The sequence below is a fragment of the Streptomyces sp. NPDC004629 genome, from assembly GCF_042873595.1.
Taxonomy (GTDB): domain Bacteria; phylum Actinomycetota; class Actinomycetes; order Streptomycetales; family Streptomycetaceae; genus Streptomyces.
The window spans coordinates 145810-167476 of sequence record NZ_JBIALO010000008.1; the positions used below are offsets into that span (position 1 = coordinate 145810).

General features: G+C 67.8%; 23 protein-coding genes. 9 read left to right on the top strand and 14 right to left on the bottom strand.

The window, feature by feature from the left end:
- The first annotated feature begins 53 nt into the window (after positions 1 to 53).
- On the top strand, positions 54 to 185 hold the full coding sequence (locus tag ACFYTE_RS14385) for a hypothetical protein (protein ID WP_388709354.1): 132 nt from the start codon (positions 54 to 56) through the stop codon (positions 183 to 185).
- 208 nt (positions 186 to 393) lie between these two features.
- Here ACFYTE_RS14385 and ACFYTE_RS14390 read toward each other — a convergent pair whose 3' ends face one another.
- The 6 genes from ACFYTE_RS14390 to ACFYTE_RS14415 all read right to left on the bottom strand — a co-directional run bounded on the left by ACFYTE_RS14390 (position 394) and on the right by ACFYTE_RS14415 (position 4425).
- A complete protein-coding gene (locus ACFYTE_RS14390; protein ID WP_388709356.1) occupies positions 394 to 1050 on the bottom strand; it encodes a CoA transferase subunit B in 657 nt (218 codons plus the stop codon).
- Complete coding sequence (locus tag ACFYTE_RS14395) at positions 1050 to 1805, bottom strand: CoA transferase subunit A (RefSeq protein ID WP_388709358.1); 756 nt, start codon at positions 1803 to 1805, stop codon at positions 1050 to 1052. Before ACFYTE_RS14395 ends, ACFYTE_RS14390 begins: the two co-directional genes overlap by 1 nt.
- Positions 1806 to 2017: 212 nt before the next feature.
- Positions 2018 to 2866: a fumarylacetoacetate hydrolase family protein gene (locus tag ACFYTE_RS14400; protein WP_388709360.1), complete on the bottom strand. Its 849-nt coding sequence runs from the start codon at positions 2864 to 2866 to the stop codon at positions 2018 to 2020.
- Positions 2863 to 3315, bottom strand: coding sequence for a nuclear transport factor 2 family protein (locus ACFYTE_RS14405; RefSeq protein WP_388709362.1), 453 nt, complete (start codon positions 3313 to 3315; stop codon positions 2863 to 2865). The genes ACFYTE_RS14400 and ACFYTE_RS14405 overlap by 4 nt, the downstream gene beginning before the upstream one ends.
- Positions 3309 to 3905, bottom strand: coding sequence for a VOC family protein (locus tag ACFYTE_RS14410; protein WP_388709364.1), 597 nt, complete (start codon positions 3903 to 3905; stop codon positions 3309 to 3311). Before ACFYTE_RS14410 ends, ACFYTE_RS14405 begins: the two co-directional genes overlap by 7 nt.
- Positions 3906 to 4077: 172 nt before the next feature.
- Positions 4078 to 4425: a DoxX family protein gene (locus ACFYTE_RS14415; RefSeq protein WP_388709366.1), complete on the bottom strand. Its 348-nt coding sequence runs from the start codon at positions 4423 to 4425 to the stop codon at positions 4078 to 4080.
- 80 nt (positions 4426 to 4505) lie between these two features.
- Here ACFYTE_RS14415 and ACFYTE_RS14420 point away from each other — a divergent pair, with 80 nt between their 5' ends.
- Positions 4506 to 4847 (top strand): winged helix-turn-helix transcriptional regulator, encoded by a 342-nt coding sequence (locus tag ACFYTE_RS14420; RefSeq protein ID WP_388709368.1) that lies wholly within the window; start codon positions 4506 to 4508, stop codon positions 4845 to 4847.
- Between the two features lie 182 nt (positions 4848 to 5029).
- Here the strand turns inward: ACFYTE_RS14420 and ACFYTE_RS14425 are convergent, their stop codons facing one another.
- On the bottom strand, positions 5030 to 5716 hold the full coding sequence (locus ACFYTE_RS14425; protein WP_388709370.1) for a TetR/AcrR family transcriptional regulator: 687 nt from the start codon (positions 5714 to 5716) through the stop codon (positions 5030 to 5032).
- A gap of 215 nt (positions 5717 to 5931) precedes the next feature.
- Here ACFYTE_RS14425 and ACFYTE_RS14430 point away from each other — a divergent pair, with 215 nt between their 5' ends.
- Genes ACFYTE_RS14430 through ACFYTE_RS14450 form a run of 5 tightly spaced genes read left to right on the top strand, consistent with a single transcriptional unit; the run spans position 5932 to position 10203 of the window.
- The gene (locus ACFYTE_RS14430) at positions 5932 to 6906 is read left to right on the top strand and encodes an ABC transporter substrate-binding protein (RefSeq protein ID WP_388709372.1); all 975 of its coding nucleotides are present in this window, start codon (positions 5932 to 5934) and stop codon (positions 6904 to 6906) included.
- 19 nt (positions 6907 to 6925) lie between these two features.
- Positions 6926 to 7879, top strand: a complete 954-nt coding sequence (locus tag ACFYTE_RS14435) for an ABC transporter permease (RefSeq protein ID WP_388709374.1) — start codon at positions 6926 to 6928, stop codon at positions 7877 to 7879.
- Positions 7872 to 8705, top strand: coding sequence for an ABC transporter ATP-binding protein (locus ACFYTE_RS14440; protein ID WP_388709376.1), 834 nt, complete (start codon positions 7872 to 7874; stop codon positions 8703 to 8705). The genes ACFYTE_RS14435 and ACFYTE_RS14440 overlap by 8 nt, the downstream gene beginning before the upstream one ends.
- The gene (locus ACFYTE_RS14445) at positions 8702 to 9832 is read left to right on the top strand and encodes an alpha-hydroxy acid oxidase (protein WP_388709378.1); all 1131 of its coding nucleotides are present in this window, start codon (positions 8702 to 8704) and stop codon (positions 9830 to 9832) included. The genes ACFYTE_RS14440 and ACFYTE_RS14445 overlap by 4 nt, the downstream gene beginning before the upstream one ends.
- Positions 9829 to 10203: a RidA family protein gene (locus ACFYTE_RS14450; protein ID WP_388709379.1), complete on the top strand. Its 375-nt coding sequence runs from the start codon at positions 9829 to 9831 to the stop codon at positions 10201 to 10203. Before ACFYTE_RS14445 ends, ACFYTE_RS14450 begins: the two co-directional genes overlap by 4 nt.
- A gap of 128 nt (positions 10204 to 10331) precedes the next feature.
- Here ACFYTE_RS14450 and ACFYTE_RS14455 read toward each other — a convergent pair whose 3' ends face one another.
- The 3 genes from ACFYTE_RS14455 to ACFYTE_RS14465 form a co-directional block, all read right to left on the bottom strand.
- The gene (locus ACFYTE_RS14455; protein WP_388709381.1) at positions 10332 to 12647 is read right to left on the bottom strand and encodes an LLM class flavin-dependent oxidoreductase; all 2316 of its coding nucleotides are present in this window, start codon (positions 12645 to 12647) and stop codon (positions 10332 to 10334) included.
- Positions 12648 to 12859: 212 nt separating this feature from the next.
- Positions 12860 to 14191: a cytochrome P450 gene (locus ACFYTE_RS14460; protein ID WP_388709383.1), complete on the bottom strand. Its 1332-nt coding sequence runs from the start codon at positions 14189 to 14191 to the stop codon at positions 12860 to 12862.
- Positions 14192 to 14396: 205 nt separating this feature from the next.
- Entirely contained in the window at positions 14397 to 14966 is a 570-nt protein-coding gene (locus ACFYTE_RS14465) for a MarR family winged helix-turn-helix transcriptional regulator (protein WP_388709385.1), read from the bottom strand.
- Positions 14967 to 15188: 222 nt separating this feature from the next.
- Between ACFYTE_RS14465 and ACFYTE_RS14470 the strand changes: the two genes are divergently transcribed.
- Complete coding sequence (locus ACFYTE_RS14470) at positions 15189 to 16046, top strand: calcium-binding protein (RefSeq protein WP_388709387.1); 858 nt, start codon at positions 15189 to 15191, stop codon at positions 16044 to 16046.
- A gap of 96 nt (positions 16047 to 16142) precedes the next feature.
- Here the strand turns inward: ACFYTE_RS14470 and ACFYTE_RS14475 are convergent, their stop codons facing one another.
- On the bottom strand, positions 16143 to 16814 hold the full coding sequence (locus ACFYTE_RS14475; RefSeq protein WP_388709389.1) for a response regulator: 672 nt from the start codon (positions 16812 to 16814) through the stop codon (positions 16143 to 16145).
- Entirely contained in the window at positions 16811 to 17998 is a 1188-nt protein-coding gene (locus tag ACFYTE_RS14480; RefSeq protein ID WP_388709391.1) for a sensor histidine kinase, read from the bottom strand. The genes ACFYTE_RS14475 and ACFYTE_RS14480 overlap by 4 nt, the downstream gene beginning before the upstream one ends.
- A 133-nt stretch (positions 17999 to 18131) precedes the next feature.
- Here ACFYTE_RS14480 and ACFYTE_RS14485 point away from each other — a divergent pair, with 133 nt between their 5' ends.
- Positions 18132 to 19397, top strand: a complete 1266-nt coding sequence (locus tag ACFYTE_RS14485) for an alpha/beta fold hydrolase (RefSeq protein WP_388709393.1) — start codon at positions 18132 to 18134, stop codon at positions 19395 to 19397.
- Between the two features lie 97 nt (positions 19398 to 19494).
- Here ACFYTE_RS14485 and ACFYTE_RS14490 read toward each other — a convergent pair whose 3' ends face one another.
- Together ACFYTE_RS14490 and ACFYTE_RS14495 are read right to left on the bottom strand one after the other, a co-directional pair.
- Positions 19495 to 20826: a flavin monoamine oxidase family protein gene (locus ACFYTE_RS14490; RefSeq protein ID WP_388709395.1), complete on the bottom strand. Its 1332-nt coding sequence runs from the start codon at positions 20824 to 20826 to the stop codon at positions 19495 to 19497.
- A gap of 141 nt (positions 20827 to 20967) precedes the next feature.
- Positions 20968 to 21408, bottom strand: coding sequence for an Lrp/AsnC family transcriptional regulator (locus ACFYTE_RS14495; RefSeq protein WP_388709397.1), 441 nt, complete (start codon positions 21406 to 21408; stop codon positions 20968 to 20970).
- Positions 21409 to 21667 lie beyond the last annotated feature (259 nt).

A 21667-nucleotide genomic window follows, 5' to 3' on the forward strand; every position in this document is an offset into this window, starting at 1 on the left:
AGGCGGGGCCGGCGAGCCGCCCGTGGCCGTATCTGCGGCATGAGCCGGGCGAGGTGCTGGACGCGTGGTTCGGCTCCGTATGCCACTTCGGCGACACCGACCTCGACGAGTTGGTGGCCTCCGCCCGCGAGCGCCGCCCCAGCGGCGGCGTGGAGCCGTTCAAGGCATACCTCAACACACGATGACGCATCAGGTCCGCGAAGACGCGGGCGAGACCGCAGGCCCGGGTGATGTCCGGGCGGGCCGGCCTGACCTGGAGGAGTCGTTTGTCCTGGCTCTCGATGGCGGTCCCGCGAGGTCGCATAACCCACGATGTGATGTTCCAGGGGCCGCTGGGCCGGTGGCTGTCCCGGACACCGGCCCAGCGGGGATCTGGACGAACCGGCGGCGCAGTCAGTCGACGGCCGGAGCGGCGGACTCGCGAAGACGTACGGGCGCGGCGGTAGCCGCACGAATCTGGTCGATGCCGGCCCCGGGGGCGGCCTCGACAAGGACGAGGCCGCGCTCCGTGATGTCGAGGACAGCGAGGTCGGTGATGATCCGGTGGACGCATGCCTTTCCGGTGAGTGGCAGAGAGCAGTCCTCGACAATCTTCGGGCTGCCGTCCTTGGCCGTGTGTTCCATGAGCACGATGACCCGGCGGGCCCCGTGGACGAGGTCCATCGCGCCGCCCATGCCTTTGACCATCTTGCCGGGAATCATCCAGTTGGCCAGGTCGCCGTAGGCGGAGACCTGCATGGCGCCAAGGATGGCGGTATCGATGTGGCCGCCGCGGATCATTCCGAACGAGAGGGCGGAGTCAAAGAAGGATGCACCTGGCAGGACCGTCACGGTTTCCTTGCCTGCGTTGATCAGGTTCGGGTCTATCTGGTCCACGTCAGGGTAGGGACCTGTGCCCAAGATGCCGTTCTCCGACTGCAGGACCACATGCACGCCCGCTGGAATGAAACCGGAGACCAAGGTCGGCAACCCGATGCCGAGGTTGACGTACTCTCCGTCGCGTAGTTCAGCTGCGGCCCTGGCCGCCATGTCGTTCCTGCTCCAGGTCATCAGGCTCGCACCGTCCTCTTCTCGATCTGCTTGTTCGCCACCTGACTCGGTGTGAGGGCGACCACGCGCTGGACGAAAACGCCGGGAAGGTGGATCTCGTCGGGGTCCAGAGCACCCGGCTCGACCAGTTCTTCGACCTCTGCGATGGTGACCTTGCCGGCCATGGCCGCCAGAGGATTGAAGTTCCGGGCGGACTTCTCGAAGACGAGGTTGCCGTGCCTGTCACCGCGGGCTGCATGTACGAGGGCGAAGTCGCACGTGATGGCCCGCTCCAGAATGAAGGCCCGGTCGCCGAAGATCCGAGTCTCCTTGGCTGAGGAGGCCACGGCAACGCTGCCGCCGGCGTGATGGCGCAAGGGGATGCCGCCCTCGGCGAGCGGGGTTCCGACTCCAGCCGGGGTGTAGAAAGCAGGTATGCCGTGTCCGCCGGCGCGCAGCCGCTCAGCAAGGGTTCCCTGCGGCACGAGCTCCACTTCGAGTTCGCCTGAGAGGTACTGGCGGGCGAACTCCTTGTTCTCGCCGACGTAGGAGCTGGTCACTCGGGCGAGGCGGCCCGCGCTGAGCAGAATGCCGAGACCGTGGTCGTCGGTACCGCAGTTGTTCGACACCACCTGCAGGGAGCCGGCGCCCTGGATGTACAGGGCGTAAATCAGGATGGTCGGGATGCCGCACAGGCCGAATCCGCCCACGGCCAGGGAGGCGCCGTTGCCGATGTCAGCCACGGCCACGGCCGCGGAGGATGCTGTCTTGTCCATATGGTTCTTTCTTCGTGGTAGGGCACTGTGCACAGCGATGGCGGGCCCGGACCCGCCAACTGGTGTCCGGGCCCGTGCCATCCGTTCCCCCGATCTGCGTCCGAAGGCATGATGCGCAGTGTGAGGCCGCCACCAGCCAGGACCAGGGCCGCTGAACCAAATCAAGCGCTCGTCGAGGGAGCACAGACAGGTCGTGGACGCCGAAGCACCTCTCAGCGCGCGGAGATCACTTTGTTGCGCAGATGCCCGATCTGATCAATGCGGATTTCGACGATGTCCCCGGCTTGCAGGTACCTGCCGGACGCCAAGGCCACTCCCGCAGGTGTGCCGGTGAGGACCACGTCTCCTGCTTCGAGAGGTACCGATGCCGAGACGGTCTCGATGATCTCGGGCACGGAGAAGAGCATCTGGTCGGTGTTGCTGTGCTGACGCACCTCACCGTTGACCCACGTGGTGATGTCCAATGCAAGGGGTCGAGCGAATTCGTCAGTGGTCACGACAGCGGGACCCAGGGGCTTGAAGGTGGGGTAGGTCTTGCCCCGGGCAACGGCGACGGTGTCGGTGATGACGCCTTCGCGCATGCCCGCGAGTTGAACATCACGGGCGGAGACATCGTTCGCGACCGTCAACCCGGCGATGTGATCCCACGCCCGCGCAGCCGGGATGTTTGTCCCGCCGACACCGATGACAACGGCGAGTTCGGCTTCGTAGTCGACACAGCCGGAAGCGTCGGCCGGCAGGACGATGTCCGAATAGGGCCCGGTCACCATGCTGCCGGTCACGGTGATGAACACCGCTGCATCAGGGATGGGCATCCCGGCTTCTTTGACGTGATCGCGGTAGTTCGCACCCGCGAGAACCACCTTCCCCGGGTGCGACAGCGGCGCCAACAAGGTCGTCGTGCGCGCGGGCAGCCTCAGGAGTGCCGACGCCGTGCCGGCGAGGCTGAAGTCGTCCCGGAGCAAGGCTCCTACGTCGGGGTGAGGAAGATCGAGCACGACCAGCTCGTCCTCCTCCTCCCGCGCCAGCCCGTACGGTGTGCAGTAGAGACGCAACGTCACTCGTCTCCTGCCAGCACGGTCACCATCCGGTGCGCCAGGCGCCACACGCGCTGTTCGTCGCGCACAAACCTGTCCTTGATGTGCGTCAGCGTTCGGGCCGTGGGCTTCTTGTCCTGGCCGGGACCGAGGTGGAACAGTTGCAGGAGGATCTCGGTCTCGGCCTCATCGGAGTTCACCAGACGGAACGAGGGCTCACCGGGCAGGTGCAAGCGTTTGATGCCGTCCGTCTCCCGGGCAGCCAGGCCGGCGCGCAGGGCCTCACCGGAAGCAGCGACGCCGTTGACGACCATCTCCGCATCCTCGGTGAACAGTTCCAGGGCCCGTGAGGCATGTCCGCTGTCCACCAACTGGAAGAACTCCGTCAGAACATCCAGACACGCCATGCGTGCCGCGAGTGCTTCCTGGCCGGGTTCGGAGCCGATGGGCGCGCCCCCGGTGGTGGCTACCACGTCGGTGCGGTCAGGTCGTCAGCGGACTCGCCGCCACGCAGCCGGGCCAGCAGGTCATCGGGGTCGTAAGGGACTCCGACGGGATTCTTGGCGAAAGAGTCCGATTCCATGAACTCCACGCCCTCTTGAACAGTGTCGAAGTTGTCCACCTGAAGTTCGATCTGATTGCCGTCAGGATCCGCGTAGTACATCGACGTGGTGGTGCCGTGGTTGATCGTCGCGGTCGGCCTGATCCCTTCCTTCCTGAGCCGCTCGTAGTTCTCAAGGAGATCCTGGAGGGACCCGTAGGCGAAGGCGATGTGCGCCAAGCCATGGAGGGGCAGGGAAGCGAGGTCGACCGGAAGCTCAGCCGCCGCCGTGCCGCCGCCGACGAGTCCCTCGGACCCGCCGGCGTGTTCGGCCGCCAACTTCGCCGCGCCATCAGGGTCCGTCACCGCGATCCTGTGGTGCTCGTCGTCGTAGGTGAGGAACGCTGCAGCCGGGTTCTCGTGCACCACACGTGCTTGAAGAACATTGAGGTACCAGTCCCGCAACTGCGGGACCTGCCTGGTCCACAGAACTACGTGCGCCAGCTTCATCGGTGAGGCCATGTTCTTGCCTTCCTGTACAGGTGAGGGACCACGCGTCACCGGCCGCAGCAGGTAACGAGCAGAGTCGGGAGCGGAGGTCTGAAGCCCGCCTGAAGGGGGCCCGGTTGCTCCTAAAAACAGAGTAGCACGCAAAATAGAAGTAGCTACGGCTCAACGGCCGCTGGTTGCGACCTCACACCGCCAACAGGCGCAGGGCCAGGGCGCCCGCGGCGACCGCGAGCAGGACGACACTGGGACCGACCTCGAAATCGCGAACGCGCAGGTGCGACGCAACCGCTCCCACGAAGTACCCCATGACGCCGATGGCCGCAGCCGCTCCGAGCGGCCACCAGAAGAGGCCCATGACCAGACCCGCAGCGCCCGCCAGCTCTGCCCCGGCCAGGAGCCAGAGCTTGCTCGCAGGAAAGCCGACCTTGCGCATCGTCTCCATCTGCTTCGGATCGTGCAGCAGCTTGCCGCGGGCGGAGGCTGTCAGGACGGCAGCCAGTAGGATCGAGACGATGCATGCGGCTATGAACATGGTGGACCTTCCGACTGGGGCTAGGTACTACGAAAAGTAGAGTAGCTATGGGCAGAGTAGCGGGTTGATAGTATGGAGTCATGCAGGTGAGACGAAGCCGTGATGCCCATGACGAGCGAGCGTGCGACGCGGCACTGAAGCGTGCCTTCGAGTTCCTTGGCAAACGCTGGAACGGCGTCCTCCTCGGCACTCTGATGGAGGGCCCAGCCAGTTACGCCGAACTGAAACGATCCATCACTGGAATCAGCGACTCGATGCTCTCCGACCGTCTCAGCCAGCTGGGAGCCGCGGATCTGATCCAACGCGTCATCGACGCGGGGCCGCCCGTGGCCGTCATCTACAGGTTGACCCCAGCGGGCCAGGCTCTGCTTCCTGCTCTCCGGGAGCTGAGCGCCTGGGCGGAAGACAATCTCGCCCCCTGAGCCGTCAGGCTGTTTCGGCCGGCTACAGGGGCAGGGGCGCCGTGGGGCTCCTGCTGTCCATCGCTTCCGCGCTGGGCGCCGTCGTCGCAGTCTTCCAGCCGGGTTGGCTCGCCTCGCTCTTCGGAGGCTGCGGTCATGACTTCCTCATGGATCGACAACACCGAGAAGCGGCAGATCTGGGCTCAGCGGTTGTCGACCTGAAACGGGTTGCCGCGCGACTTGAGGACGGACATCAAGGAGGCCGAGAGCGTGCGAGCCGCTGTGGCGGTGCTCCATCCGAACGTGTCGAGAAGGTCCGCAAAGACCCGCTCGTCGAACAGGGTGACCCACATGAGCACCGCGTACTCGATTTCCTGGTCCGGGATCGTGCCGTCGTCGATCATCTGCTGGATCACCGGAGCAAAGATGTTCATGAAGTCGGTCGCCATGCCGTCCCCGGAGCGCAGCCGTTCCACGAAACCCACAGGGCTGCGGATCAGCGTGGCGGTACGAGCCCAGTCGGCCCCCAGTTCTACCCAGGTCTCGCAGATGCGCTGGTACAGTTCGGCGCCCCGATAGCTCTGCGAGAGTCGGCGGAGTTCCAGCAGGAGAGTTTCCAGGGTGCGCTCGTAGAAGGCCTGCCGGATCTCAGAGGCGTGATCGAAGTGGCGGTACGCCGTCGCGGTGGACACCCCTGCCCGCTTCGCCAGCGCAGGAAGCGAGATGTTCTCCTCGCCTGACTGCAACATGTCGCCGAGCACATCGAGCAGTCGGTTCCGGGTCCGCTCGGTGTCGGCGCGGAGCTTACGATGCCGGACCGGGCGCGGGGTCGAAGGACTGGTACTCACAGCGCCTCTCACGTCGTTGTCACTCACCTCATCCTGCCCCATGTGCCGACTGTCCAAAGGTACGGTGCGGCCACGGGCTGCGTTTCGGACACGTTAACTGAGAAAACTTCTCGTTTCCAAGCTGGCTGAACGCGTCATCAGGCATCAAGGTGAGAAGAAGTTCCCATGTTCACGCCGGCAAGATCGGCTTCCTGAGAGTGCAGCTCATGAACATGAATACATTCCTCCCTGATCCTCGGCCGCTGTCATGTCGCCTCGTGGGCGTCATCGTGAGTGCGGCGATCGGCGCAGGATCCCTCACCGCCTGCTCGCAGGCTTCATCCGACACCTCCGGCAGTGGCCCGAAGACCTACACCGTAGGCATCATCGAGGGCGCGAAAGCCGACCTGATCGACCGCATCGACAGCAAGTTCCAGAAGGCCGTCGCAGCCAACCTCGGTGATGCAAAGGTCAAGTTCGTGGTGAAGAACGCGAACTCCAACCAGTCACTGATCACCAGCATCTCGACCGACTTCGCCACCTCCGGCTACGACGCGTACGCCGGCATCGGCACCCCGGCCATCCTGTCGCTGGCCAGTCAGGTCAAGCACAAGCCTGTCATCGCGGTGGCGATGGGTGATCCCGTCGGAGCCGGGGTGGCGAAGAACCTCGACGCACCCGGCGGCAACGTGACCGGGAGCACCGACTTCATCGATCCGTCCCACGTGCTCTCGTACATCGCAAAGATCAACCCGGCCATCCGGACGGTCGGCACGGTCTACGACCCGTCCAACCAGAACATGCAGATCTGGCTCAAGCGACTGAACTCCGCAGCGAAGAAGAGCGGGTTGAAGGTGACGGCAGCATCCATCAGCGGGCCGTCCGCCGTCCAGGCGTCCGCAAGCAGCCTGGTGGGCCGTGCCGACGCGATCGTGATCGGGCCGGACACGACCGTCATCTCCGGCATGGCGGCGATAAGTTCGACGGCGCTCGGCGCCAAGCTGCCACTGTACGTGTCCGGCAGCGGCGCCGATGTGAAGGGGGTCCTCGCCAGCGTCGGTCCCGACTATGACGAACTCGGCACCCTGGCCGGCGAGCGGATGGCGAAGGTACTGCTGGGCGCCGACCCGGCCAAAGAGGCGTTCGCCCTGCCCAATCAGGCGGGGCTGACCATCAACACTGCGACCGCCGAGATACTTGGCATCACAGTTCCCGACGCCGTCATGTCCCAGGCAACGACCGTCAAGAAGTAGCGGCGGAAGGAGCCGGACAGTGCTCGGCAACATCTTCACCAACACCCTCCTCACAGGCCTCCCGCTCATCCCGGTGTGCCTCGGCGTATATCTCGTGCTCCGGATCCGCCAGGACTTCGACCTGACCGTCGAAGGCAGCTTCACGCTCGGCGGCGCAACAGCAGCAGTCCTCATCTCCCACGGACTGAACCCGATCCCAGCCATGGCGACCGGCATCGCGGCCGGCGCGGCAGCCGGTCTCCTTACGAGCCTGGTCTCGCTGACCTTGCGGCAGCCCGTGCTCCTGGCCGGGCTGATTGTCAACATGGGCCTCTACAGCGTCACCCTCGGAGTGCTGGGCTCCCCCACGGTGAGCCTGCTCGGCGCCGGCACGATCTTCTCCGGCTTCGACGATACGGCGGACAACGGCAGTCAAACGACGCGGATCATGGTGCTGGCTGTCATCGCCATGGCGCTGCTTGCCGCGTTCGCCGTGTTCCTCAAGACAGAAGTGGGGCTCGCATTGCGCGCCAGCGGGGAGAACCCGCGGATGGTACGCAGCCAGGGTGTCAACGAGAACGGGCTGACGGTGCTCTCGCTGATGCTCTCCAACGGCCTGAGCGCTCTGGGTGGCACGCTGCTGGTCCAGGTCCAAAGCTACGCCGACGTCAACATGGGAACCGGCATGTTCCTCGCCGGCACCGGATCGGTCCTGCTCGGTGTATTGCTGTTCAGCCCGAGCGGCTCCCAGGTCGTTCGGATCGTCGCCGCAGTCATGGCCGGCGGGCTCCTGTACCGGCTGATCCTCGTCGCCGCACTGCGCTTCGGGCTCCCGGCCAACAACCTCAACGGCATCACCGCTCTCACTCTGATCGTCACGGTCGCGGCGCAGAGCTACGTCGTTCCCGTCATCGGGAAGTACCGCAGGTCCGCATCCCGGCGCGCGGCCGGACTCGCAGTCATTCCCAAAGAAGTGGAGGCCCCTCGTGCCTGAGGACCACATGCTCTCCCTGCGAAACGTCCGCCTCCTCTACAACCGCGGCAAGGTCGATGAAGTCATTGCGCTCGACGGTCTGGACCTCGACGCCGCGCCCGGGGAGTTCATCACCGTCGTCGGTTCGAACGGTGCGGGCAAGTCCAGCACGGTGCAGATCATCTCTGGGTCCGCCCGTCCCACCGAAGGCCGCGTGTTCATGGACGGACGCGATGTCGGCAACTGGCCCGACTACCGGCGCGCACGGATGGTCGCCCGGGTGTTCGATGACCCACGGATCGGCAGCGTCCCCGAGCTGAGCATCGAGGACAACTTCGCGCTCGCCGCATCACGAGGGCGGCGCCGCGGGCTCCGCTTCGCCCTGGGACACCACCGACGCGCCCGCTTCCGCGACCGGATCGCCCACCTGGGCCTCGGACTTGAGAACCGTCTCCACGACCGAGTCGGCCTGCTGTCGGCGGGACAGCGCCAGAGCCTCACGGTGGTCATGGCCGGGCTGGTCGCGCCGAAGATACTGCTCCTCGACGAGCACTTGGCGGCGCTCGATCCCGCCACCGCCAGCCGCGTCCTCACCCTCACCGGCGAACTGGTCGCAGAGATGGGCTGCACCACGCTCATGGTCACGCACAACATGGACCATGCCATCACCACGGGCGACCGTCTGATCGTGATGAGCCGTGGCCGCATCGTGAGCGACGTGGCCGGTGCGGCGAAGGCGCGCCTCACCCCCCAGGGCGTCGTCACTCTGATCACCAGCGCGGGAGACGCGGTAAGCGACCGGCTGCTGCTCCAGGACATCGCTGTTCCGGAAGGAAACCCCTCATGACCCAGACCTCCTCTCCCACGCTGCCCTCCGCGAACGCAGCGGCCGAAGACGCCCCCTTCCGCTACCACACCCTCGACGAACTCCGCGAGGCAGGCCTGCGCCGCCTCGACGTCGGCCCCCTCGGATATCTCGAAGGCGGATCCAGCGCCGAGCGCACCCTTCGCCGTAACCGCTCAGCGTTCGATCGCTGGACTCTCGTACCGCGTGTGATGAGCGGCCTGCCGACACCGAGCACGGCGACATCGTTTCTCGGCATCCGGCTCGAAGCACCCATCCTCACAGCGCCGTTCGGCTCGGACGGGCTGTTCGACGCCGACGGTCACATGGCCGTCGCCCGCGCCAACGCCCGCGCCGGAACCGCAGGCATCGTCCCCGAGGCGGGCACCCACTCCGTCGAGGCCGTCCGCGAGGCGGCCCCCGCAGCCACACCGTTCGGCCAGCTGCACCCCATGGGCGACCCAGACAACTTCGTCCGCATGCTCAAGCGCTACGAGGCAGCCGGATTCAGCGCCCTGTGCATCACCTGCGACTGCCCGACATCCGGTTGGAAGAACCGCAACCTCCGCAACGAGTACGTCCTGCCCGAAGACGTCATCAACGGAAACTACCCGCCCGGCTCCGGAACAGAGCTGGAAGCTGTGTTCGGGCAGATCTACAGTCCTGCCGAAGCCGTCTGGGGATGGGACCGGCTGTCCAAGCTCATGGCCAACACCTCCCTACCGTGGATTGCGAAGGGCGTCCTCACCCCGGAGGACGCCACGGCGGCGCTCGTCGCTGGAGCAAGCGCGCTGCAGGTGTCGACACACGGCGGCCGACAGCTCGACAGCACGATCTCCGCGATCGAAGCGCTCCCCCACATACGCGATGCCGTCGGCCCGGAGGTGCCCATCGCGTTCGACAGCGGTATCCGGGACGCAACCGACATCGTCAAGGCCATAGCCCTCGGCGCGGACGTCGTCGTCCTCGGCCGTCTTGCCGTGTACGGCCTCGCGGCGGCCGGTGAGGAGGGTGTGTACACCACGCTTGAGCTGCTGCAGAACGAACTCACCACTGTGCTCACGCTACTCGGACGTGGCGGAGTGGCAGAACTCGACCGCACCGCGGTCCGACGGGAGACCGCAGCATGACCGAGATCGAACGCATGCCTGGGCAGTCCCCGATGGTCCCCGGTGCGATCAGAGCCGGCGGATTCGTCTTCACGTCAGGCACCGTCGCCGACGTCAGCGGGAGCGCGCTGCCCATCGAGGAGCAGGCGTCAGGAGCGCTCAACGCCCTCCTGGACTCCCTCACACAATTCGGGTGTACCCCGGCAGATGTCGTACGCCTGGAGGCATTCCTGGCGGACGCAGACGACTTTGCCGCGTGGAACCAAGCGTTCCTGATGGTGTGGCCACAGCCGGGGCCGACCCGGACCACGCTGGTGTGCTCGTTTGCACTGCCCGGCATCCTTATCGAAGTGCAGGCGATCGCAGTCGTCCCTGACCGGAATCGCTGCTGAACCGGTGAAGTGAGTTCGGCCTCTCGGGGCCGAACGGCCGAGACCAGCGACGTACCGCGAAAGGTGCGCGAGGAGGGGCAGCGCCTGACCCAGCTCCTCGTGGAGCACGAAGTCCTGAAGGCCGGTCTTCAGGCCGCTGGATCAGCCGGCGTCACGGCTGTGGGAGCGGCCGGGGGCGTCGCCGGAACGATGCTGAAGTTGCGGTTGAACACCCCGTCCGGATCCCAGGCGGCCTTCAGGGCGCGCAAGCGGGCCAGGGCGGACTCCGGGAACGCGTCGAGGAGGTGGGCAGGGTCGGTGCTCGTCTCGAAGCTCAGGTACATGCCGTTCAGGAGCGGACGCAACCGAGCCCAGTGGGCGTTCAGGCGGGTGGCGTAGACGGGTGCCGTGGCGGCGATGACGGAGAAATGCTGAGTGCGGTGCGACCAGGCCATGGCATCCCTCGGAACATCGTGCACGGCGCCGCCCATGGAACGGAACTGCGTGATCAGAATGTCGCCCGACTTCATCATCTCTTCGATGACCGCGGCGGCTTGTGGGGTGATCTGCTCAAGCAGCCCGCTGTGTGTGTCCTCCAGGCCCTGGCCGTGGTGCCGGTTACCGGGCGGAGCGACGATCACGTGATACGGGGCGAGTTGTGCCTGCTGGTCGAGGACGGGGGCGATGCCCAGGAACGGGGTCAAGGCGTTCTGGGCGTCCTCGACATCATCACCTGCGTACACGAGCGTGATCTGTCCGGTCACCGGTCCGCCTCGCCGTGCAGGGACCAGCGCCAGAAAGCTCGTGACCTCACGCGGAGCGGCCTCGACGAGTCGTCCCCATTCAAGGAGGAAGCCCGCCGTGTCGGTCGCGTCCACGACGATCGTCGCAAACACGACGTCCGTGATCTCATGAGCCGTCAGTTCGAAGGCCGTCACGATGCCGAAGTTGCCCCCTGCACCGCGGATCGCCCAGAACAGGTCGGAGTGGTGATCGGCGTCGACGCGGAGTCGGCGGCCGTCGGCGACAACGATCTCGGCGGCGGTGATGTGGTCGATGGTCAGGCCGTACCGGCGGGCCAGGAAGCCCAGACCGCCTGCCGTTGCGAGGCCGCCGACCCCGACGTCGCCGTAGTCTCCCGAGCTTATGGCCAGACCATGCGCTGCGAGCACACGGGCGACATGCCCCCAGCGTGCCCCCGGCTCGATGCGAACGCGCCGGGCGGCCCGATCGATCACCTCGACGGAGTTCATCTTCGACAGATCGATGACGATGCCGCCGTCGTTGGTCGATCTACCGCTGATGCCGTGGCCGCCGCTGCGCACCGACAACTCGACGTCCTGGCCGCGCGCGTAGTCCAGGGCCGCCACGACATCGTCGGCGTTCGCGGCCTGAATGACCAACGCGGGGGACCCTGTGCGGATGTAGGTATGACGTACGCCCTCGTAGGCGGCATCGCCCGGCTCGACGACCTTCTCGGCGAGGGAGGGCGGGATGCTGTCGTAGTCGAGGGAGGCGTGCCGTTTGGCGAGGACGACCGCCGGACGCTGCGCCGCGGCGGGTGTGCCGGTCGTCGCCCGCTCACGGGCCACGGCCGCCCGGAGCGCGGGACCCACTTCCTCGCCGAAAGTACGGATCAGTCTGGGGTCGTCACCACCGATGAAGAAAGCCGAGAAACCGTGCTCAAGGATCAGGGGGAGCAACTCGTCGACCCACTGCTCCGGCGGCCCGTGCAGGTAGCTGCGGCTGGTGGCGGAGAAATCCACGTCGAGGAGGTTGAGCAGGCGGCGGATGTCGTCGGGACGACGGCCCCCTTCGAGGGCGGCATCGTCGATGATCTTGAGCGCTTCCGTCATACCGGGGTTCTGGAGGTATCCGAGCGTGGGCAGCCAGCCATCGGCCTTGCGCCCCGTCAGGCGCAGCATCCGCGGTTTGTACGCCCCCACCCAGATACCGATGTCGTGGGCCGGGCGCGGACCGCGCTTCATCGCGGGCACTGAGTAGTGCTCGCCGTCGAAGCGCAGCGGGCCGCCTTCGTTGTTCTCCCAGACGCCGCGGACGATGCCGATCGCCTCGTCGAGAGCGTCCACTGATTGGGCCGGTGTCAGGCTGCGGCCACCCATGCCGTGTACGGCGCGGGGGAAGGCGCCTGCGCCCAGCCCGAGTTCGAAGCGGCCCTGGGAGAGGATGTCGAGGCTCGCCGCGATCCGGCCGAGCATGGTCGGCGGACGCAGGGTGAGGTTGGTGACGTTCGCTGAGACGCGGATCCGCCTCGTCCTGGCCGCGACCCAGGTCAGCAGGGTGTAGGTGTCTAGGTAATCGGGGTTGTACGGATGGTCCTGAAACGTTACGACATCCAGTTGGGCCGCTTCCGTCAGCTCCGCCAACCCCAGGGCTCGTGCCGGGTCATGCGCGGTCGGGGTGATGAAGGAGCCGAGCAACAGCTCGTGACCGTAGTCGGGCATCGCGTCCGTTCCTTAGAGTGCATCGCCCGGCGGCACACCCGCCAAGCAATAGTCTACGTTACAGAACATCTCGATAGCTGCATATATTTCGCCGCGGGGCCGCAGGCATACGCAGCCCGACAGCTGGACGCTTCCCGCGCCTCACAGCCCTCTGGTGCCCCGGCAGCCTCCGTGTCCTCGGTCTGTCCCTGCCCCGGCCGGACCCCGGCCCGTCACTGTGCGGTCACCATCACACGCAGCGGCGCCCGGAAGGACAGCAGGCCGAGCATCGGCGGCTCCGCCTCGCCCACCGCAAGCCTCACCTGCGGCAGCGCCCGCGCCGCCGACCGCAGAGCCACCGCTGCTTCCGCGCGGGCCAGTGCGGCACCTGGGCAGCGGTGGCTGCCGGCACCGAAGGCAAGGTGGCGGCGGACGTTCGGCCGGTGAGGGCACATCCGCCCCGGCTCGGCAAAGACCTCCGGATCCGATCCGGCGCCCATGAGCGCCAGCAGCAGTTGAGCTCCTGCGGGCAGCTCCACTCCGCCCAGTTCCACCGGCTGTGCCGTCACCCGCCGCCACGTGGTCACCGGCGGCTCGCGACGCAGTACCTCTTCCGTCCATCCCTGCGCCAGGCCCGGCTCGTGGGCCACGCGCGGCCACAGTCCCGGCTCGGCAAGGGCCCGGCGCAGCACGGTGGCGATGAGCTGTCCAGTGGTGATCTGCCCGGCGATGAACACGAAGAAGCACACGCTGATTGCCGTCTGCGGGTCCAGAGGCTCGCCACCGGGGAGCCGGTGCCGGGTGAGGGCTCCTATCAAGGACTCCGGCGCGGCCGTGCGGGACTGCACGGTATCAGCCAGCCAGGTATGGAACTCGCCGACGAGTTCGGCCAGTTCCACCTGCTGCCGGGCTGCAGGACGGCCCCAGAACAGCTCCAGCGCAGCGTCGCTCCAGCGGATCAGCTCGGTCGGCGCAGTGCCGTCGATGCCGAGCAGGTCCATCAGCACCCGGCACGGGAGAACCTGCGCGAAGGAGGCGAACAGGTCGCAGACGCCGTCGGAGTCGAGCCGCGACCGCGCCGCCGACAGGAGCTCGCCGGCGATGCGCTCGATGGCCGGTACAGCGGCAGCAACACGCCGGGAGCTCAAGAACCGTGCGACCACCTGGCGCAGACCGGGATGGCTGTCGGTGCCGTTGTTGGCGAGCGCCGGCGGGAGCTGGAAGCCGGCCCGGGCCAGCACCCTCAGCGCAGCCACGGGCAGGGCGGTGACGGCGTCCTGGGCGTTGTCCGGTCGGAAGACAGCCGGGTCGAGGAGTACCCGGCGCACGTCCCGATGACGGCTGACCAGCCACAGCCCGGTGCCCGGATCGAGATACACGGGCGCCGCGGCGCGCAGCAGATCCAGCCACGGGTGCGGAGTGCGCACAAAGTCGTCACCGAACACGTCGAGGAGACCGAGCAGATGGGGAGCGCCGGGCGCCTCAGATCCCGGCAGCGAAGCGCGGGAACTGGCGAGGTCGGCGTGTGCGCCAAGCGGAGAAGCGTCCGCAGCCGGGGTGATCACGGGCGGACGCTAACACGGACGGCTTCCGGTCCTGCCCGGCATGTGTGCGGCATCACGCGCGTAACGTCGGAACAGGGCAAGCACCTCGCGCATCGCGTCATCGGCCTCACCGGCAGGGTCGGACGCCTCCCTGCGCAGCCATCGGCACGGGGCATGGTGTGTGCCGCGACCACGGCGCGGCTGGCCTGGCGGCGACCCGACGCTCTCAGCGAGTGGAGCTGCGCCGGCCGCGACGCGATGCGCGCTCCGGTTCCTCGGAGCGATCGAGTTCGGCGACCATCTGGCAGGCGTCGACGTTCGCACCGTGCTCATGCACGTGGCTGGCGAGTATGCACAGCATGGACCGGAAGCTCGCCTGTGACTCCGCCGGCAGGGCGGCGAGGATGTGCTGCTCAACGAGTTCGACCCTGCTACGCAGTTCCACCCACCGGTGCTTGCCGTGGGGGGTCGCGACGATGTGGCGACTGCGGCGGTCTGCGGGGTCCGGCTTGCGCTCGACCAGTCCGGCCCGTTCCAGGTCGTCCAGGAGGTACGTCATGACCGTCCGGTCAACTCCGAAGCGTTCCGCCAGGGACCGCTGGCTGTCGGCCTCACCCTGCACGGCGGCCGTGAGCACGAAATAGCCGCGGGGTCCCCCGGGGATGTCCCCGACAGCTGCCTCGGTCGCCTTCGCGTACGCACGGAAGACCATGCCGATGGCGATTCCGAAGTCCTCCCCTGTGGGGGAAGCCCCGGCCACCACGGCGTCTTCTCCGGAGCTGCGGTGTGAAGTCACACAGCACAGCTTAGTTCATGTTCAGTGCGCAATATACTCTGCCCGACAGAGCATCTCCTCGGCATCGTTTATGAGCACCCGCGTGCCCGGCTCCTCGGGGCAACCATCGGTCGGGGTAGGCAGTCGTAGGAAGTGACACACATCCGTCTGCCGTCGCTCGCCGTCAAATGCCCTTCCTCATAGGGCGGTTGACGGCAAGGCCTGTCATCCCTCGGAGGATTCATGAGCCGCTTCGCCGCACCATCCGGCGCCAGACAAAGCGGCGGGCGTGACATCGCCCAGCTCATCGCCACCGCACGTGCCCTACGGCGCAAGCCCGTCGGGCGCGCGGCGTCACGCGGTGTCGTGGTGGGGGCCGTCGCCGTTCTGCTGGCGGGGGCCGGCACCTCGGCCGTTGCCGCGCCCGGCGACCCTGTGGTCAGCGGTGCCACCGTCAACTCCGGACATGACGTCATCGTGGGTATCACGCACAACGTGGTGTTCCCGGTCACGGTCACCGGATCGGATGACTCCGGCCTGTCTTTCGCCGATGTGGATCTGAAGGGGCCGCACGGCGGTTTCTACACCACCGACGCGTTCTGCGAGACCGCGACGGCATGCACGACGGTGTTCACCGCCAACGCCCACCCGGCACCGGGCAGCGACGATCCGGTGGACCTGGCCAACGCCAACGCGGGAACCTGGTCGGTCGACGCCTTGGTCGACGCCAACGATGGCGGTTCGGTCTTCGCCCCCGGCGTGGGGTCATTCAGCCTCAAGCGTGCCGCACGGCTCACGGTCAACGCCTCACCGGAACCGGTGGCCAAGGGTTCTCGTATCACCGTCACCGGCAAGCTCGTGCAGGCCAACTGGGACACCTACCGGTATGCGGGATACGCGGGCCGAGCCGTCAAACTGCAGTTCCGCCCCAAGGGCAGCAGCACCTACACCACGGTGGCCACGGTGAAGACCCGCACCACCGGCGCCCTGCGCACCACGGTCAAGGCAGTCAGGGACGGCTACTGGCGTTGGAACTTCCCCGGCACCGCCACCACCGGCCCGGCCAAGGCCGCCGGCGACTACGTCGATGTACGCCCCTGATCCCGGCGAGCACCGCCCCGAGCAACCGATGACGACCTGGGCGCGACCCGGGTGCCTGGTGGCCTTCGGCGCGGGGTGGTGCGAGTGGAGTCGGAGTCAGCCGCCGCCAGGGCGCACCAGGCCGTGGTCGAAGGCGAAGACGACGGCGTGGACGCGGTCGCGCAGGGCGAGTTTGTCCAGGACGCGTGTGACGTGTGTCTTCACGGTCGCCTCGCCGATGTGGAGGCGCGCGGCGATCTCCGCGTTGGACTGGCCGCGGCCGAGCAGGAGCAGGACGTCGTGTTCGCGTTCGGTGAGCCGGGACAGGCGGCGGGTGATCTCCGGCTGGGGTGCGGCCGGGGTCGCGCGGGCGAACTCGGCGAGCAGACGGCGGGTTATCGACGGGCCGAGTAGCGCCTCTCCGGCGGCGAGGGTGCGGATGCCGTCGATGAGGACTTCCGGCGGGCTGCGCTTGAGGAGGAAGCCGCTGGCGCCGGCGCGAACGGCGTCGAAGACGTATTCGTCGAGCTCGAAGGTGGTCAGGATCAGCACTCTGGGTCCGCCGTGCTCGGCGGCGCCGGTGATCTGCCGGGTCGCGGCCACTCCGTCGAGCAGCGGCATCCGTACGTCCATCAGCACCACGTCCGGCGTCGTGGCCGCGGCCAGCGACACCGCTTCCCGGCCGTCGGCGGCCTCGCCGACCACGGTCAGGTCGGGCTGGGTCTGCAGCATCATCCGCAGGCCGGCGCGCATCAGGTCCTCGTCGTCGGCGAGCAGGACACGGATCACGAGGGTTTCTCCTTCGAGGCGAGCGGCTTCTGCGGGGTGCGCGGCTTTCGCAGCCGGGCCGGCCTCTTCGACGGCCTCGGCATGTCGAGCGGGATCACGGCCGCCACGCGCCAGCCGCCTCCGGCGCCCGGGCCCGCCTCAAGGCTGCCGCCGAGGACGCTGACGCGATCCCGCATCGCCGTGAGCCCTCGTCCGCCGCCCGGCCGGTGCGCTGCGGCGCCGGAGCCGTCGTCCGTGACCACCACACCGACCGTACCGTCCTTCACGTCGACGGTGACGACGACTCGGGCCGGGCGCGCATGGCGGACGACGTTGGTCAGCGCCTCCTGGGCGATGCGGCCGGCCGCGTGCGCGATTGAGGGGTCCAGGCGTTCCAGCAATTGCGGTGCGCAGAGCCGTAGTTGGACGCGGACGTCAGCAGGCAGACGAGCCACCATCGCCCGGAGTGAGGCGTCGAGGTCGTAGCCGTCGGTGAGCAGGCCGAGGATCCGGTCGAGGTCGGTCATCGCACTCCGCCCGACCTCCTCGATCCGCGACAACGCCTCGCGCACGGGCGGCGACTGGCTCCCGAGGGTGAGCCGGGCGGCCCCGGCGTGGGTGACCATCACGGTCACCGCATGGCCGACCGCGTCGTGCAACTCCCTGGCCATCCTGGCTCGTTCCGCTGAGACGGCCTGTTCGCTCTCACGGGCGCGCAGGGCGTCCCGCGCCTCGCGTCGCGCACGTCCGGCGCGGCCGGTGATCCAGGCCACCGTGTGCACGGCGAGTGCGGGCACGAAGGCGTTATGGTCGGCGGCGAGCGCGGCGACGGCCACGAGGGCGGGCGGTGCCGCGCACTCCACGGCTCGCCCGAGCGGTCGGATCTGCACCACAAGCGTGAGGGCGAGCGCGCTCGCCAGCGACACGTTGGTGACCTCCGCCCCCGCTGCGACCGCCGTCACGGTCGCCGCCACGGCCGCCCACAGCGCACACAGTGGCGCGAACCGTCGTCCCGCGATCGCCACGAACCACACCACCGCGCAGCCGCGTTCGGCGATCGGGCCGGACAGCACCGAGGCCGTGTGGTCCGACGGCCCGACGGCGATGACCGCCGACAGGTACGCGGTGATGATGTCGAGCAGCACCCACAACGGCCCCCGGTCCACGACCTGGTCGGGCCGCCGTCTTCTCCACCACTCCCCCACGGCGACCAGCCTAGGGAAGCCACCGGGCCCCTCGCGTCCACCCGCGGGCGGACATCGCATCCGCCCGCACGGGGATCCGGACGGTCCGCGACGGCGGACGCGACCGACCGGCCGACGGCCGCAGCATCGCCGTATGACGACAACTCAACTCTTTTCGGTGACACGGCAGATCAGGCGGCCCGGCCGACGTGCCCTGCGCCTCCTCGGCCGCTTTCTGCTCGTCCTGCTCGGCGTCCTGATCGCGCCCGTCGCCGCGACGGCGGCCGTATGGGCGACCGCCACGGTCACCGCCGACCTCGCGCTGCTCGCCGCGGCCGCGGTCACCGCGCTGGTCATGAGCTGCGCGCCGTTGGTGTACGCGGGTTCACGACGGCCGGCCGTCACCGCCCTGGCCACGACGGCCGTGCTGGTGGCCACCTCGGTCGCGGCCTACGTGACGGTGCTCCAGCCCCTCGGCGGGACTCCCCCGCAACCCCACTCCCGGCCCACCGGCTACTGGACCCTGCCGACCGGATCACGCCTGGCCTACACCCTGCTCCGCGCCCACGGCACCCCGCGCCCGACCCCGGTGATCGTGCTGCACGGCGGACCCGGCACCCCCGGCGACGGGCCGGATCCGCTGGAGAAGCAACTCGCCGCCCGCGGTCACGACGTCTACTCCTACGACCAGTTGGGTTCAGGACGCTCCGGCCGACTCGCCGATCCGACCGGCTACACGGTGGCCCGGCAGGTCGCCGACCTCGATGCCGTGCGCGCTCGCATCGGCGCCGACCGCGTGGTGCTGCTGGGTGCCTCCTGGGGTGCCACGCTGGCCGCTGAGTACCTCGCCGCCCATCCCGCCCGGGTGTCCCGGATGGTGCTCACCTCGCCCGGGGTGCTGTGGGCTCCGGCGTGGAAGGGCCGGGCCGAGGGCGACATCTGGGACCGGCTCACCGCCGATCAGCAGCGCCGTCTCGACGCCCTGGAGGCGAAGCCTCGGCTGCTGGCCTGGTCGCTGCTGATGGAGGCCAACCCGCGCGCCGCACACGCCCTGGTCTCCGACGCCGAACTCGACGCCGTCTTCGCCCGCCTCCTTGCGATCTCGGCCCCGGCGGCCACCTGCCACCCCAGCCGACCGCTGCACGACCTCCCGGCATCCGTACCGGGCTTCTACGCCAACCAGCTCACCACGGCCGACCAGCTCACCGTGCCCGACCCGCGCCCCGCCCTGCGCCGCATCCGTGTGCCGGCGCTCATCCTGCGCGGCACCTGCGACTACAAGAACCCGGGCATCGCCCGCGAGTACGACGAAGTGCTCCCCAACTCCACGCTGGTGACCGTCGACGGCGCGGGCCACCTCATCGACGCCGAACAACCGGGACGCTACCGGCAGTCCGTCATCCGTTTCCTGGAACGGTGACGCCCCTCCCTTCCCACCACCGTCCCCTTCTACTGGCGCCGGGGTCCCCGACAGCGCCAAGACAGCCCAACTGCGCTGCGCTGACTGTCGGATGACGTCACGTCGACGGGTTCACGGCCCGTGTGAGCTCGGCCAGGGAGATCGGTGAACCGAGGATCCGCTCGGCCGCGCGATGCCCCGAGTGGAGCGCGCCGTGGACAGTGGCTGGGTCGTGTCCCCAGGTTGCTTCTCCGGCAAAGTGGAGAACGCCGTCGACGGGTTCTGCCATCGCATCGTGATCGTCGTGCGAGGAGCCGACGGCGACGTAGGAGTACGAGCCGAGGGCGAGAGGGTCGCTGCCCCAGCGTGTGATCCAGTGCGCCACCGGCTCGGGGACGGAGTCGCCGTACATCTTGCGGAGGGAGCTGAGCACCGACGCGACCACCTCGTCGTCGGTCTTCTGCTCGATCTCCCGCCCCCAAGCACCGCCGGCGAAGGTCAGCAGCATCGGCTTGCCGCTCACCACGGAGACGTCGTACCAGGAATGCCAGGGGACGCCGGCCCGGCCGTGCTGCCGGATCGCGTAGACATCGTCCTGCCAGAACCGCTCTGGGAACTGAAGGAAGACCTTGTTGAACACGCCCATTCCGAGTCGAGCGATCGGTCCCGCAACGGCGTCCGGCAGAGCGGGCGTGAAGTCGATCGCCCCTGATTTGAGCACGCCCAACGGCACCGTGACGATGACGTGGGTGGCCTCGAAAGACTCGTTCTCCGTGTCGACGCGCACTCCCGTGGCCGACCTGGTGATGGCGGTCACGGTCGTCCCCAAACGCACGTCGAGGCCTTCCGCGAGAGTCCGGGGAAGCACATCGTAGCCACCGGGGAAGATCACTTCGTCACCTTCGATGGTGTCCTCGTCGAGGGCGTGAGCGGCGACCTGTTCGATCTCTGCGCCGCATTGCTCCTCCGTGCGATGCCGGTAGAACACGCGGACCCGTTCGGCGCGTTCGGGTTCCCAGCCGGTAGCGGCAAGGGCGCGCTCGGCCGCAGTGGCGTAACTCTCGTCATGGCCGGACGCTGTGACGGTCAGCTGGAAAAGGTCATCTGCCGTGTCGACGTCGAGGGTCCATTGTCGTGTCGCGTCGTCGTCCAGCAGGCGCCCCGATTCGTCGTAGTCGGCGATCGGGCGCCCGCCGGCCTGGAAGCTCCCCACCGTGAACTCGCGTGTCTCCATCTCAAGCGCGGTGACAAGTTCCGTGAGTGGGTTGCCGGTGAGGCCATGGATCCATGAGGCACCACGGTCGACGGAGAACCCTGCCGTGCGATCCGTCCACATCCGCCCACCGACGCGATCGCGCGCCTCAAGCACGACCACACGGTGTCCTGCGGCGTGAAGCAGTCGCGCTGCGGTGATGCCGGCGATTCCCGCGCCGACGACGATAGTGTCCATGATCTTCTCTCTTTTCCAGGGAACTCAAGGTCGATGTGCAGGTGATCCGCAGTGCCGGGTGAGCCGCGGCGATCAGGTCGGCGGCGGTGTCCTGCATGGGCAAGGGTGAAACGAACAGGCGGTACGCGGTCGCCGGGGCAGCTAGTCGACCCCCCACAGGAAGCGGTGCGTGTGGATCGCGAAGTACGGAAAGCTCTCCACGGATACGACCCCTTCGGTTGCCCGGACGACGTCGTTGATGAAGTTCAGGAGATCGCGCGGCTGACTGCACACCACCTCGGCCAACAGGTCGAAGCGTCCCGAGGTCAGGACGATGTAGACGACCTCGTCCTGCCGGGAGAGCGCATCGGCCACCACCCGGGAATCGCCCCCGATCCGCAGCCCCAGCAGCGCCATAGTCCGTTTGCTCATGGCTATCGGGTCGGTCACCGCGACGACCTGGACCGCCTTGGCGTCGATCAGCCGCTGCAGTCGCAGTCTTGTGCCCGAGGGCGACAGACCGATCTTCGGTGCCAGGTCGGCGTACGGGATACGCCCGTCGATCTGCAGCTCCCGCAGGATGGCCCGGTCGACGTCATCCATCAAGCACCTCTCTCCTCTGCGCGAACGGCACGCCGCACGATCGATTCAAGCACAATGACGGATTGGCGCGCTTGAATCAACTGTCCCGACGATTGGATTACGTTCCAGGCAGAGAATTTTGCTGTCAGAGCAAACGCCGACGAGGTCGGTTACGGTGCCTCGGACCGCAAGGGGAGGCCGGCATGACGCTGTCGGCGATCGTGCGGATGCTGCACCGGCACGGATTCAGTCACCAGGTCCCGGCCCCCGGAGCCTGGAG